Raw genomic sequence first — 12,680 nt, 5'->3', positions numbered from 1 at the left:
CCATTGATTTCGAACTGGTTGTACTCGGCCACCAGCTTCAGGTTGTCGTTGACGTCATGAAACAGCGCAATGCCGCGAGTCTCGTAGTCCGCGCCGCTGCCGACCACGCCGTTGCCGTCGTCCTTGGTCTTGCCGTAGGACAAGGCCAGGCGGTTTTTCCCCAGTTTGTAGGAGCCCTGCAACAGGTAACCGTCACTGTCGACGTTGCGCAACGTCGGTTCGCCGGCGTTGTTGGTGAAGAACGGGTTGATGCCCTTGGCCTGGAAGCCGGAACCGGTCAGTGACAACCCGCCCATTTTCGCTTGAACGCCGTACCCGACACCTTTGGACGTGACGGATTGAACCGTAGCGTCGGTATTGTCCGAAGTCTGGTAGCTGCCGTTGACCCAGCTGTAAATCTTCGCTCCGGCGACGTCGAACTGATAGGTGATCTCGCTCTCGGTCCGCGGGTTCTCCTGATACGCCTTGCCCGTCGGGCTGCTGTCGTTGGTGTCCACCGGGTCCATGATCCCCACCGCCACCCGCAAGCCGTCCATCACCGGGGTACGGTAGGTGATCTGCGAGGTCGGAAACGGATACGGATAACCGCTGCCAATGTTGCCGAACGACACCCCGCCACCATCCACCAGCCCCAGGGTATCGCTGACCTGACCGTAACCGGCGAGCAATTCATCCAGCAGGATGTTGGAACGGGCAAACAGGCCGAAGTCCTTGCCGATCAGCACTTCGCCCCATTCCGGGTTGGCCACCGTGCCATAGAACTGCCGCACATCAATGGCCGTGTCGGTGCCGTTGGTTTCGCTGTCGTTGATGGTCACCCAGAACGAGGACCGGGCGCCGAGCTTGAGGTCATCGACCTGTTTACTCATGTTGAAGCCGAGGTAGTTGGGCAGAAAACCCATTTTGACCCGTGCCTGGCGACGATCGTATTGCTCACCGGCACGGTCCACATCGCTGTTCACATAAAACGCGTTGATGTAGCCGTCGGTGGAAAATGTGGTCTGGTCCTTGTCGTACAGCATGATCTCGGCTTCGGCAATCGAGCTCACACCGAGGGTCGACAGACTGGCGATCAAAGCTGGCAAGTAACGATGCTTGAAATTCTTATTGTTGTGCATGACGCGCTCCGCAGCGGGGGACTGGATGTCGGAGGCGATTATCGAAAGCTGACCGGCGGCGTCATACGCTGCCTTGGAGGTGGTTTTGAAGTGCTTTGGCGTGGCCGGTGGAGTGCAGCAAGTTCGACGTAAGACCGGGCCGCGACGAGGGCCCGGAACTTAAGGTGTAAGACGGTTAGACGCCGGCTCTGAACAGCATGTAGGCAGCGACCACGACGCAGACGCTGGCGAAGCCGATCTGCAGGGCCCTGGCCGGGACCCGGGCACAAAGCTGTCGGCCAATGATCATGCCGACCACGCTTGCGATGATGAACGACACGCCCAGGCCATCGATCCGCACCCCGGCATGAAACGCACCGATCACGCCGATGGCGGAAATCAGACTGATCACCATCAGGGACGTCGCCACAATCCCGCGCATCTGCACATCGGTCAGTTGCTTGAACGCCGGGACGATCAGAAACCCGCCGCCGACCCCGAGCAACCCGGAAACAACGCCGGTCACCGCGCCGAGCGCCGCCAGGGTTGCGGTGCATTTGGCGGTCCAGGAAAAGCGTCCGGTCTGTTGATCGAGCATGCAGTTTTTCTGGCCCCAGCTGGCGTGCCCGTGATCGCTCGGGCCTTCGTCCTGGCGCTCGCGGCGCAGCATCCGCCAGGCCACCATGACCATCAGCAGGCTGAACAGAATCATCAGGATCTTTTCCGGTAACTGGTGGGCGAAGTAGATGCCGACCGGGGTAAAAATCGCCCCCAGCAATGCAATCAACAGCGCTGCGCGGTAACGCACCAGACCATGGCGCAACCCGTCAATCGCCCCGACCGCCGCCGCGCTTCCCACCGCAAACAAGGCGACGGGTGCCGCCTGAGTCATGGTCAGACCCAACCCCAGCACCAGGGCCGGGACAGCGAGAATGCCACCACCGGCACCGGTCAATCCGAGGACCAGGCCCATGGCCAAACCAAAAAAACTTGCCAGTAACATAGAACGCTCGTAATCCATGAAAAAAGCCGGGAACGCCCGGTATCGATGACTGACAGGATAGATCCCGCGCAACTTTTTACATCAATTGAATGATCGCAGGGCTGGTCAGCACAGGGAAAATGACACTACCCTCAAGGCCTGTCCCAAAAGAATCAGCCACCATGCCAGCCTTGATTGAAGCCTTCCTCGACCCTGCCTCGTCGACCTACAGTTACGTGATCTACGAAGCCGACGGCGCCCAGTGTGCGATCGTCGACCCGGTACTTGATTACGACCCGGCTGCCGGGCGCACCGCCACCACCCAGGCGGATAAAATCATCGCCTTCGTCCGCGAACACCGCCTGCGCGTGCAATGGCTGCTGGAAACCCACGCCCATGCCGATCACCTGTCCGCCGCGCCTTATTTGCGCCGGGAACTGGGCGGCAGGATTGCGATTGGCCAGTCGATCAACAAGGTTCAACGGGTATTCAAAAGCCTGTTCAACCTTGAACCGGAATTTGCGGTGGACGGCTCGCAGTTCGATCACCTGTTTGCCCCGGACGAATCGTTCATGATCGGTAACCTCAAGGCCACGGCCCTGCATGTACCCGGTCATACGCCGGCGGACATGGCTTACCTGATCGGCAGTCATGTGATTCTGGTGGGCGACACGCTGTTCATGCCTGACGTCGGCACCGCGCGCTGCGACTTTCCCGGCGGCAATGCCAATCAGCTGTTTGCCTCGATCCAGAAGTTGCTGGCCTTTCCGGCCAGCGTGAGTCTCTACGTCTGCCACGATTACCCGCCCGAAGGCCGCGAATCCCGGTGTATGGCAACGGTTGGCGAGCAGCGCAAAAGCAATATTCACGTCCATGACGGTATCGATGAAGCAGCGTTCGTTGCGATGCGCACTCAGCGTGATGCGGGGTTGGGCATGCCGACGCTCCTGCTGCCGGCGATCCAGGTGAACGTGCGAGCGGGGAATTTTCCACCGGCCGAGGAGAACGGCGTCACGTACCTGAAGATCCCTCTGAACAAACTCTGACTCCTGTAGGAGCCGGCTTGCTGGCGATAGCGATCTCACAAACGCCATCGCCAGCAAGCCGGCTCCTACAGGTTTTGTGGTGTTGAAGGGGTTGGCAGGTCAATTCGACAGAGTCAATCCATTCGCCGGCAACGGCAACGCCGTTTTGTAACGCACCTGTTTGAGCGCAAAGCTTGAGCGGATGTTGGCCACGCCGGGGACTTTGGTCAGGAAGTCCATCATGAAACGCTCCAGCGACTGAATGGTCGGCACCAGCACCCGGATCAGATAATCCGGATCCCCCGCCATCAAGTAGCACTCCATCACTTCAGGGCGATCCGAGATCGCTTCCTCGAAATGGTGCAACGCCTCCTCCACCTGTTTTTCCAGGCTGACGTGAATGAACACGTTCACATGCAGCCCCAGCAGATCGGCATCCAGCAGCGTCACTTGCTCGCGAATCAGGCCCAATTCTTCCATCGCCTTGACCCGGTTGAAGCACGGCGTCGGCGACAGGTTCACCGAGCGCGCAAGGTCGGCATTGGTGATGCGAGCGTTCTCCTGAAGGCTGTTCAAAATGCCGATATCGGTACGGTCCAGTTTGCGCATGAGACAAAACCACCTGTTTTTTATGTTTATGAAGATTTTTTATCCTCAAATGATCTCAAGCGCAACGAAACAGAGAGAAATATTCTTCTTGGCCGGGCCTATGATTGTTGTAGGACAAGATTTTCTCCACAGAGAAATGACAGTCAGCTCACTACAAGAAATTCACAAGATCGAGCGTAGAAGCCATGAACCAAGCGTACGAACCGCTGCGTCTGCACGTCCCTGAACCCTCGGGCCGTCCAGGCTGTAAAACCGACTTCTCCTACCTGCATCTGACCGATGCCGGCACGGTGCGCAAACCCCCAATCGACGTTGAACCCGCCGACACGGCCGATCTGGCCAGCGGCTTGATTCGTGTGCTCGACGATCAGGGCAATGCCCTGGGTCCTTGGGCCGAAGGCGTACCGGTAGAAATCCTGCGTAAGGGCATGCGCGCCATGCTCAAGACGCGGATCTACGACAACCGCATGGTGGTCGCCCAGCGTCAGAAAAAAATGTCGTTCTACATGCAAAGCCTTGGCGAAGAAGCCATCGGCAGCGCCCAGGCCTTGGCGTTGAACATCGACGACATGTGCTTTCCGACCTACCGCCAGCAAAGCATCCTGATGGCGCGTGAAGTGCCGCTGGTGGACCTGATCTGCCAGTTGCTGTCCAACGAGCGCGATCCGCTCAAGGGCCGTCAGTTGCCCATCATGTACTCGGTCAAGGAAGCCGGTTTCTTCACCATTTCCGGTAACCTCGCCACCCAATTCGTCCAGGCTGTCGGCTGGGGCATGGCCTCGGCGATCAAGGGCGACACCAAAATCGCCTCGGCCTGGATCGGCGACGGCGCCACTGCCGAGTCGGACTTCCACACCGCCCTGACCTTCGCCCACGTGTACCGCGCTCCGGTAATCCTCAACGTGGTCAACAACCAATGGGCCATCTCCACCTTCCAGGCGATTGCCGGTGGTGAAGCCACTACGTTCGCCGGTCGTGGCGTCGGTTGCGGCATCGCCTCCCTGCGCGTCGACGGTAACGATTTCTATGCGGTCTACGCCGCTTCCGCCTGGGCCGCCGAGCGCGCCCGCCGCAACCTTGGCCCGACCATGATCGAATGGGTCACCTACCGCGCCGGCCCGCACTCGACATCCGATGATCCGTCCAAATACCGTCCTGCCGACGACTGGAGCCACTTCCCGTTGGGCGATCCGATTGCGCGCCTGAAGCAGCACCTGGTGAAAATCGGCCACTGGTCCGAAGAGGAACACGTCGCCGTCAGCGCCGAACTGGAAGCTGAAGTCATCGCCGCGCAAAAAGAAGCCGAGCAGTACGGCACCCTCGCCGGCGGCCAGATTCCGAGCGCCGCGACCATGTTCGAAGACGTTTATAAAGAGATGCCGGAGCACTTGAAGCGCCAGCGTCAAGAGTTGGGGATCTGACATGAACGATCACAACAACAATATTCAACCGGAAACCGCCATGACCACGACCACCATGACCATGATCCAGGCCCTGCGCTCGGCCATGGATGTGATGCTTGAGCGTGACGACAACGTCGTGGTGTTCGGCCAGGACGTGGGCTATTTCGGTGGTGTGTTCCGCTGCACCGAAGGCCTGCAGAACAAGTACGGCACGTCCCGCGTATTCGACGCGCCGATCTCCGAAAGCGGCATCGTTGGTGTTGCCGTGGGCATGGGCGCTTACGGTTTGCGCCCGGTGGCCGAGATCCAGTTCGCCGATTACGTCTACCCGGCGTCGGACCAGATCATTTCCGAAGCCGCCCGCCTGCGTTATCGCTCGGCCGGCGAGTTCACCGCACCGATGACCCTGCGCATGCCTTGCGGCGGCGGCATCTACGGTGGGCAGACTCACAGCCAGAGCATCGAGGCGATGTTCACCCAGGTCTGCGGCTTGCGCACGGTCATGCCGTCCAACCCGTACGACGCCAAAGGCTTGCTGATCGCCTCCATCGAAAACGATGACCCGGTGATCTTCCTCGAGCCGAAACGCCTGTACAACGGTCCGTTCGATGGTCACCACGAACGCCCGGTCACCCCATGGTCGAAACACCCGGCTGCGCAAGTGCCGGACGGTTACTACACCGTGCCGCTGGACGTCGCCGCCATCACCCGTCCCGGCAAGGACGTGACCATCCTGACCTACGGCACCACCGTTTATGTGTCGCAAGTCGCGGCGGAAGAAACCGGGATCGACGCTGAAGTCATCGACCTGCGCAGCCTGTGGCCACTGGACCTGGACACCATCGTCAAGTCGGTGAAGAAAACCGGCCGTTGCGTGGTCGTTCACGAAGCGACTCGCACTTGCGGTTTTGGCGCCGAACTGGTCGCCCTGGTGCAAGAGCACTGCTTCCACCACCTGGAAGCGCCGATCGAACGCGTCACCGGTTGGGACACACCCTACCCGCACGCGCAAGAGTGGGCGTATTTCCCTGGTCCGACCCGTGTGGGCGCGGCTTTGAAACGGGTTATGGAGGTCTGAATGGGCACGCACGTTATTAAAATGCCGGACATCGGTGAAGGCATTGCAGAAGTTGAACTGTCGGCGTGGCACGTCAAGGTCGGCGACATGGTCGTCGAGGATCAGGTGCTGGCCGATGTGATGACCGACAAGGCGATGGTCGACATCCCTTCGCCAGTGCATGGCAAGGTCATTGCGCTGGGCGGCGTGCCCGGCGAAGTCATGGCGGTCGGCAGCATCCTGATCAGCATCGAAGTCGAAGGCGCGGGCAACGTTAAAGAGTCGGCTCAGCCTGCGGTTGCCGCTGTGAAAGAATCACCGTCGCCGAAAGTCGAAGCCATTGTGGAAAGCAAACCAGCCCCTGCTGCGGCGCCACGAGCAGCCGTATGCCAAGGCCCGATGGTGGCTCGCGAAGCCGATGAACGCCCGTTGGCGTCCCCGGCCGTGCGCAAACATGCACTTGATCTCGGCATCCAGTTGCGTCTGGTGCGTGGCACCGGCCCTGCCGGTCGCGTGCTGCACGAAGACCTCGACGCCTATCTGGCGCAAGGTCAGTCGAATGCATCGACCGCCACCGCCGCATACGCTCAGCGTAATGATGAAGAACAAATCCCGGTCATCGGCATGCGTCGCAAGATAGCCCAGCGTATGCAAGACGCCACTCAGCGTGCCGCCCACTTCAGTTATGTCGAGGAAATCGACGTCACGGCCGTGGAAGAACTGCGTGCGCACCTGAACGAAAAACACGGCGCGACCCGTGGCAAGCTGACCCTGTTGCCATTTTTGGTCCGTGCCCTGGTCGTCGCCCTGCGTGACTTCCCGCAGATCAACGCCCGTTACGACGACGAAGCCCAGGTCATCACCCGCCTTGGCGCGGTGCATGTGGGCATCGCCACTCAAGCCGACATCGGTTTGATGGTGCCGGTAGTGCGCCACGCCGAAGCCCGCAGTCTGTGGGACAACGCCGCCGAAATCTCCCGTTTGGCCAACGCCGCGCGTAACGGCAAGGCCAGCCGCGATGAGTTGTCCGGCTCGAGCATCACCCTGACCAGCCTCGGCGCATTGGGCGGAATCGTCAGCACCCCGGTGCTGAACCTGCCTGAAGTGGCGATCGTCGGCGTCAACAAAATCGTCGAACGCCCGATGGTGGTCAAAGGCCAGATCGTGATTCGCAAGATGATGAACCTCTCCAGCTCCTTCGATCACCGCGTGGTCGATGGCATGGACGCGGCGCAATTCATCCAGGCCGTTCGTGGCTTGCTCGAACAACCCGCTACCTTGTTTGTGGAGTAAGGCATGCAGATTTTGAACACCACGCTGCTGATCATCGGCGGCGGTCCTGGCGGTTATGTGACGGCGATTCGTGCCGGTCAGTTGGGCATCTCGACCATTCTGGTGGAAGGCGAATCGCTGGGCGGAACGTGCCTGAACATCGGCTGCATTCCGTCGAAAGCGTTGATCCACGTTGCCGAGCAGTTCCACCAGACGCAACACCACAGCAAACATTCTGCGTTGGGCATCAGCGTCTCGGCGCCGACCCTCGATATCAGCAAAAGCGTCGAGTGGAAGGACGGCATCGTCGATCGCCTGACCACGGGTGTTGCGGCGCTGCTGAAGAAAAACAAAGTTCAGGTTATTCAAGGATTTGCGACAGTCATTGACGGTAAAACCGTAGAAGTTGGCGACACGCGCATTCAATGCGAACACCTGGTGCTGGCCACCGGTTCGAAAAGCGTGAACCTGCCGATGCTGCCGATTGGCGGGCCGATCATCTCCTCTACCGAAGCCCTGGCGCCGACGTCGGTGCCGAAACGGCTGGTCGTGGTCGGTGGCGGCTACATCGGTCTGGAGCTGGGGATTGCCTATCGCAAGCTCGGTGCCGACGTCAGCGTGGTCGAGGCGCAGGATCGAATCCTGCCAGCCTACGACGCCGAACTGACCCAGCCTGTTCACGATGAATTGAAAAAACTCGGCGTGAAGCTTTACTTGAAGCATAGCGTCCAAGGCTTTGATTCTAATAGCAATACATTGCAGATTATCGACCCGAACGGCGACGCCCTTAACCTGGAAACCGATCAGGTTCTGGTGGCTGTGGGCCGTAAACCGAACACTCAGGGCTGGAATCTCGAAGCACTGAATCTGGACATGAACGGCTCGGCGATCAAGATCGACAACCGTTGCCAGACCAGCATGCGCCACGTCTACGCCATCGGCGACCTGAGCGGCGAACCGATGCTTGCGCACCGGGCCATGGCTCAGGGCGAGATGGTCGCCGAGTTGATCAGCGGTAAAACCCGCGAATTCAACCCTACCGCTATCGCGGCCGTGTGCTTCACCGACCCGGAACTGGTAGTGGTCGGCAAGACCCCGGACGACGTCAAGGCGGCGGGTCTGGACTGCATCGTTTCGAGCTTCCCGTTCGCCGCCAATGGCCGGGCGATGACGCTGGAATCGAAAAGCGGCTTCGTGCGGGTCGTCGCTCGCCGGGACAATCATGTGATTGTCGGTTGGCAGGCGGTCGGTGTAGGTGTTTCGGAGTTGTCGACCGCGTTTGGCCAGAGCCTGGAAATGGGTGCGCGGCTGGAAGACATTGCCGGCACCATCCATGCCCATCCGACGCTCGGTGAAGCGGTTCAGGAAGCGGCTTTGCGTGCTTTGGGGCATGCACTGCATATGTGATTCCGGGAGATTGATGGCGATAGTGGCGGCCCCTTCGCGAGCAAGCCCGCTCCCACACTGGATCTGCGGTGTTTGCAGGCTCCAGGGCAAACAGAGATCGAATGTGGGAGCCGGCTTGCTCGCGAATTCTCAAGGGCGACAGCATTTATATGCCAATCACCCGATAGTCCGGGCTGCGAAATGGGCCCGGAATGAAGTATTGTTGTCCCCATCCAAAAAACGTCAGAAGCCTTGAACCGTTTCGGCGGTTGTTAAGTGATAGAGGGTGTCATGGGTAACGAAAGCATCAATTGGGACAAGCTGGGTTTTGATTACATCAAGACAGACAAGCGCTATCTGTCGCACTGGCGTAATGGCGAGTGGGACAAAGGCACCCTGACCGAAGACAATGTGCTGCACATCAGCGAAGGCTCCACAGCCCTTCACTATGGCCAGCAGTGCTTCGAAGGCCTGAAGGCCTATCGTTGCAAGGACGGCTCGATCAACCTGTTCCGCCCGGACCAGAACGCTGCACGCATGCAACGCAGCTGCGCACGCCTGCTGATGCCACAGGTGTCCACCGAGCAGTTCATCGAAGCCTGCAAGGACGTGGTCCGTGCCAACGAGCGTTTCATCCCGCCGTACGGCACCGGCGGCGCGCTGTACCTGCGCCCGTTCGTGATCGGCGTGGGTGACAACATCGGCGTGCGTACCGCACCGGAATTCATCTTCTCGATCTTCTGCATTCCGGTCGGCGCTTACTTCAAGGGTGGCCTGACCCCGCACAACTTCCTGATCTCCAGCTACGACCGTGCCGCCCCACAAGGCACCGGCGCGGCCAAGGTCGGTGGCAACTACGCCGCCAGCCTGATGCCCGGCTCCCAGGCCAAGAAAGCGCATTTCGCCGACTGCATCTACCTGGACCCGATGACCCACACCAAAATCGAGGAAGTCGGCTCGGCCAACTTCTTCGGGATCACCCACGACAACAAGTTCGTGACCCCGAACTCGCCGTCGGTACTGCCGGGCATCACCCGTCTGTCGTTGATCGAACTGGCCAAGACGCGTCTGGGCCTGGAAGTGGTTGAAGGTGACGTGTTCATCGACAAGCTGTCCGATTTCAAGGAAGCCGGCGCTTGCGGCACGGCTGCCGTGATCACCCCGATCGGCGGCATCAGCTACAACGACCACCTGCATGTGTTCCACAGCGAAACCGAAGTCGGCCCGGTTACCCAGAAGCTCTACAAAGAGCTGACGGGCGTACAGACTGGCGAGATCGAAGCGCCAGCAGGCTGGATCGTCAAGGTTTGATCCAGCGCTTCAGGCACTAAAAAAGCCCACCCCTCGCGAATGCGTCGGGTGGGCTTTTTGTTGGCCGGTCGTTTTTCAGCACCGGACATTTGCAGGCGAATCACCTTGCGATCCACCTCCTACCTGACCGGCATCCTTTTCAAGCCGGGCAAACAACCATTCAACAAATACCCGTGTCTGCGCCGTCACATCCGGCACAACACCGTAGAAATAACGCGGCAATGGCATTCGCAACTCGGGCAACGGGCAAATCAGGCGACCGCTCGAAAGGTGGGTGCCCAGCAAAGAGGTCGGGCACAAGGCAATGCCCTGTCCATCCACGGCGGCCTCAAGCACCAGGTGCATGTGATCAAACTGCCGGGTGACCTGAGTGGCTGACTGGTTTTGACCAAAGTGCAGGGCCCAATTGTGCCAGTCTTCGCGACGCGCCTTAGCGGTCAGTAACGTGTGCCGGCCCAGGGACGTGAGGTCTTCAAGGGCCAGGCGCTGGATTAGCGACGGTGCCGCGACCAGCATCAGTTCGTCTTCGAAGAGGGCTCGCGCCTCAATCGCCGGAGCCCAATCGTCACGACCACGGCGTATGACAATGTCAAACCCGTCGCGTGCATGATCCGGGGCCTGGGTCTGGGTAATCACCTGCGGCTTGATGTCCGGGTGCTGCGCAATGAAATCCTCCAGCCTGGGCATCAGCCAGAGCATGGCAAAGGAGGGACGGACATTGATCTTTACGGTCGGCAGTGAGGCATGTTGCTTGAGCGCAGCGGCGGCGTTGGCGATCTGCGCCAGCCCGGCACTGACTTGCTCATAAAAGCGCTGACCGGCCGGTGTCAGCGCCGATTGACGGACACGCCGTTCGAACAGCAGCACCCCCAAGTGTTCCTCAAGCAATTTGACATGTCGGCTGACGGCACTGTGACTGACATGCAGCTCCTCGGCCGCCAGGCTGAAACTCTGATGACGAGCCGCAACGGCGAAGGCGCGAACAGCATTAAGCGGCGGTAGTTGATTAGTCATGCGTCTAATTTAGTCACCTATGCGCTGCATTTAAAGTGTTTGTCACGCCCACGTCGTCGCGCCAATCTGCCAGCACCACCTGACGGAGCAAGACATGAACAGCTACGGACTCTTTCTACTGTTTGCTGCCCTGGCCATTTTGAGCCCGGGGCCTGGCGTGGTGCTGACCCTTTCCAACGCGGTGCGCCACGGATGGACAGGGGCGGTGCCGGGCATTCTGGGGATCGCGTCGGGGGCGTTTGTCGTCGCCACCATCAGCGCCACCAGTGTCGGCCTGATCCTCAGCACCTCCGCCAACGCCTTTACCGCATTGAAATACGCAGGGGCCGCCTATTTGTTGTACCTGGGTTACAAAAACTGGCGCTCGGATCGTTTCAGCACGCTGCTTGAAACGCGCCCCTCAAGTCCGGGCTATCGCTTCCTTGAAGCGGCTTCCATCCAGTTCTTGAACCCCAAAGCTGTGTTTTTCTTTCTGGCGGTGTTCCCGCAATTCATCGACACCTCGGCGCAATTCTCCACCCAGTTCTTCAAGCTCGTTGCCTCCTATGCCGTACTGGTTGTCCTGGTGCATGGCAGCTATGCCTTGCTCGCCAATGCCGCCAAAGGCTGGTTATCGAGCCCGAAAGGTTCCTGGCTGGCGGCGAAAGTCTCGGGCGTGACCTTCGCCGGTTTCGGTGTGCTGATGGCCTCGGCCAGTCGCTAAGGCGCAGAACTGGCGATCGCGCGGCGCTTGCTCTCGGTGGACGCGGGCTGTGCTGTCGTGACCTGCACCGGCAGTTCAACGGCAAACCGGCTGCTGAGTTCCTTTCGCCCCGTTGCCGTTAACGCCAGCGCGCGGCTGTCCAGGTCTTGAGTCACCCATTGGCGCTTGATCGCCGTTTGCAGCAACGCCGCCCCCAACGAACCGCCCAGATGCGGCCGGCGCATGCTCCAGTCCAGGCAGGGGCAGGCGAAGCGGCGGCGCAACGTGTTCAGGTCCTTGACCTCGATCCCCAATCCTTCGAATAACTGCTCGCCACTGTCGCTCAGCCGATAGGCCTGCTCGTCGGTTTCCAGCAACCAGCCTTTTTCCAGCAGCCGGTCATGCAGTAACACGGCCAGTGTGCCGGCCATATGGTCATAGCACGTACGGGCAAATTGCAGACGGTCTGGCGTGCGCGAGTTGAAGGTCGGCGCCGTGTTCTGGCCGATCACCATCAATGCTTCCAGTGCCTGGGCTACGCGCTTGTCCGCCAGGCTGTAATAGCGATGGCGGCCCTGGACATGCAGGCGCAACAGCGCCAGTTCCTTGAGTTTGGCCAGGTGCGCGCTGGCGGTGGAAGCGCTGACCTCGGCAATCGCCGCCAGCTCGGTACTGGTGCGAGCGTGGCCGTCCATCAATGAGCAGAGGATTCTGGTACGGGCCGGTTCCGCAATCGCTGCGGCCACTTGAGAAACGCCGATGTCGTGTGGTTCTACGTTCATATTTCGTTCCCGGACGAATCAAGGGCCTTTCGGACTGGAGATAGTAGCAACACTTTTTCA

12 protein-coding genes are annotated in these 12,680 nt (G+C 59.9%); 7 read left to right on the top strand and 5 right to left on the bottom strand.

The features are described 5' to 3' along the window. Nucleotides 1–1,118 (bottom strand): porin (locus PMI01S_RS19515; protein WP_084321720.1); only part of this gene is annotated, 1,118 nt, incomplete at its 3' end. A 175-nt stretch (nucleotides 1,119–1,293) separates the two neighbouring features. After that, nucleotides 1,294–2,100, bottom strand: coding sequence for a sulfite exporter TauE/SafE family protein (locus tag PMI01S_RS19510; protein ID WP_084321719.1), 807 nt, complete (start codon nucleotides 2,098–2,100; stop codon nucleotides 1,294–1,296). A gap of 161 nt (nucleotides 2,101–2,261) precedes the next feature. Between PMI01S_RS19510 and PMI01S_RS19505 the strand changes: the two genes are divergently transcribed. Continuing rightward, on the top strand, nucleotides 2,262–3,125 hold the full coding sequence (locus PMI01S_RS19505) for an MBL fold metallo-hydrolase (protein WP_084321718.1): 864 nt from the start codon (nucleotides 2,262–2,264) through the stop codon (nucleotides 3,123–3,125). A gap of 99 nt (nucleotides 3,126–3,224) precedes the next feature. On the opposite strand, the gene bkdR is transcribed toward PMI01S_RS19505, so the two are convergent. Next, the gene (gene bkdR, locus PMI01S_RS19500; RefSeq protein WP_084321717.1) at nucleotides 3,225–3,713 is read right to left on the bottom strand and encodes a Bkd operon transcriptional regulator BkdR; all 489 of its coding nucleotides are present in this window, start codon (nucleotides 3,711–3,713) and stop codon (nucleotides 3,225–3,227) included. Nucleotides 3,714–3,898: 185 nt separating this feature from the next. On the opposite strand from bkdR, the gene PMI01S_RS19495 reads away from it, so the two are divergent. The 5 genes from PMI01S_RS19495 to PMI01S_RS19475 all read left to right on the top strand — a co-directional run bounded on the left by PMI01S_RS19495 (nucleotide 3,899) and on the right by PMI01S_RS19475 (nucleotide 10,142). Further along, the gene (locus PMI01S_RS19495) at nucleotides 3,899–5,134 is read left to right on the top strand and encodes a 3-methyl-2-oxobutanoate dehydrogenase (2-methylpropanoyl-transferring) subunit alpha (protein WP_084321716.1); all 1,236 of its coding nucleotides are present in this window, start codon (nucleotides 3,899–3,901) and stop codon (nucleotides 5,132–5,134) included. 1 nt (nucleotide 5,135) lies between these two features. Then, nucleotides 5,136–6,194, top strand: a complete 1,059-nt coding sequence (locus PMI01S_RS19490) for an alpha-ketoacid dehydrogenase subunit beta (protein ID WP_084321715.1) — start codon at nucleotides 5,136–5,138, stop codon at nucleotides 6,192–6,194. Further along, nucleotides 6,195–7,466: a dihydrolipoamide acetyltransferase family protein gene (locus PMI01S_RS19485; protein ID WP_084321714.1), complete on the top strand. Its 1,272-nt coding sequence runs from the start codon at nucleotides 6,195–6,197 to the stop codon at nucleotides 7,464–7,466. It abuts the gene before it with no gap. Nucleotides 7,467–7,469: 3 nt separating this feature from the next. Continuing rightward, nucleotides 7,470–8,852 (top strand): dihydrolipoyl dehydrogenase, encoded by a 1,383-nt coding sequence (lpdA, locus tag PMI01S_RS19480; RefSeq protein WP_084321713.1) that lies wholly within the window; start codon nucleotides 7,470–7,472, stop codon nucleotides 8,850–8,852. A 270-nt stretch (nucleotides 8,853–9,122) separates the two neighbouring features. Continuing rightward, entirely contained in the window at nucleotides 9,123–10,142 is a 1,020-nt protein-coding gene (locus PMI01S_RS19475) for a branched-chain amino acid aminotransferase (RefSeq protein ID WP_017339477.1), read from the top strand. Between the two features lie 75 nt (nucleotides 10,143–10,217). Here the strand turns inward: PMI01S_RS19475 and PMI01S_RS19470 are convergent, their stop codons facing one another. Then, complete coding sequence (locus PMI01S_RS19470) at nucleotides 10,218–11,156, bottom strand: LysR substrate-binding domain-containing protein (protein ID WP_084321712.1); 939 nt, start codon at nucleotides 11,154–11,156, stop codon at nucleotides 10,218–10,220. A 94-nt stretch (nucleotides 11,157–11,250) separates the two neighbouring features. Between PMI01S_RS19470 and PMI01S_RS19465 the strand changes: the two genes are divergently transcribed. Continuing rightward, on the top strand, nucleotides 11,251–11,859 hold the full coding sequence (locus PMI01S_RS19465) for a LysE family translocator (RefSeq protein ID WP_084321711.1): 609 nt from the start codon (nucleotides 11,251–11,253) through the stop codon (nucleotides 11,857–11,859). Here the strand turns inward: PMI01S_RS19465 and PMI01S_RS19460 are convergent. After that, nucleotides 11,856–12,620: an ArsR/SmtB family transcription factor gene (locus PMI01S_RS19460; protein WP_084321710.1), complete on the bottom strand. Its 765-nt coding sequence runs from the start codon at nucleotides 12,618–12,620 to the stop codon at nucleotides 11,856–11,858. The two genes, PMI01S_RS19465 and PMI01S_RS19460, sit on opposite strands and share 4 nt — an antisense overlap. Between the last annotated feature and the right edge of the window lie 60 nt (nucleotides 12,621–12,680).

The sequence above is a fragment of the Pseudomonas migulae NBRC 103157 genome, from assembly GCF_002091715.1.
Taxonomy (GTDB): domain Bacteria; phylum Pseudomonadota; class Gammaproteobacteria; order Pseudomonadales; family Pseudomonadaceae; genus Aquipseudomonas; species Aquipseudomonas migulae_A.
The sequence above is the reverse complement of the archived record's forward strand: the minus strand, read 5'-3'. Positions and strand labels throughout refer to the sequence as shown.

Excerpts from the sequence above, each read along its gene's own strand:
- PMI01S_RS19510 (WP_084321719.1), bottom strand. The coding sequence starts at position 2,100 with ATGTTACTGGCAAGTTTTTTTGGTTTGGCCATGGGCCTGGTCCTCGGA.
- PMI01S_RS19505 (WP_084321718.1), top strand. The coding sequence starts at position 2,262 with ATGCCAGCCTTGATTGAAGCCTTCCTCGACCCTGCCTCGTCGACCTAC.
- bkdR (WP_084321717.1), bottom strand. The coding sequence starts at position 3,713 with ATGCGCAAACTGGACCGTACCGATATCGGCATTTTGAACAGCCTTCAG.
- PMI01S_RS19495 (WP_084321716.1), top strand. The coding sequence starts at position 3,899 with ATGAACCAAGCGTACGAACCGCTGCGTCTGCACGTCCCTGAACCCTCG.
- PMI01S_RS19490 (WP_084321715.1), top strand. The coding sequence starts at position 5,136 with ATGAACGATCACAACAACAATATTCAACCGGAAACCGCCATGACCACG.
- PMI01S_RS19485 (WP_084321714.1), top strand. The coding sequence starts at position 6,195 with ATGGGCACGCACGTTATTAAAATGCCGGACATCGGTGAAGGCATTGCA.
- lpdA (WP_084321713.1), top strand. The coding sequence starts at position 7,470 with ATGCAGATTTTGAACACCACGCTGCTGATCATCGGCGGCGGTCCTGGC.
- PMI01S_RS19475 (WP_017339477.1), top strand. The coding sequence starts at position 9,123 with ATGGGTAACGAAAGCATCAATTGGGACAAGCTGGGTTTTGATTACATC.
- PMI01S_RS19470 (WP_084321712.1), bottom strand. The coding sequence starts at position 11,156 with ATGACTAATCAACTACCGCCGCTTAATGCTGTTCGCGCCTTCGCCGTT.
- PMI01S_RS19465 (WP_084321711.1), top strand. The coding sequence starts at position 11,251 with ATGAACAGCTACGGACTCTTTCTACTGTTTGCTGCCCTGGCCATTTTG.
- PMI01S_RS19460 (WP_084321710.1), bottom strand. The coding sequence starts at position 12,620 with ATGAACGTAGAACCACACGACATCGGCGTTTCTCAAGTGGCCGCAGCG.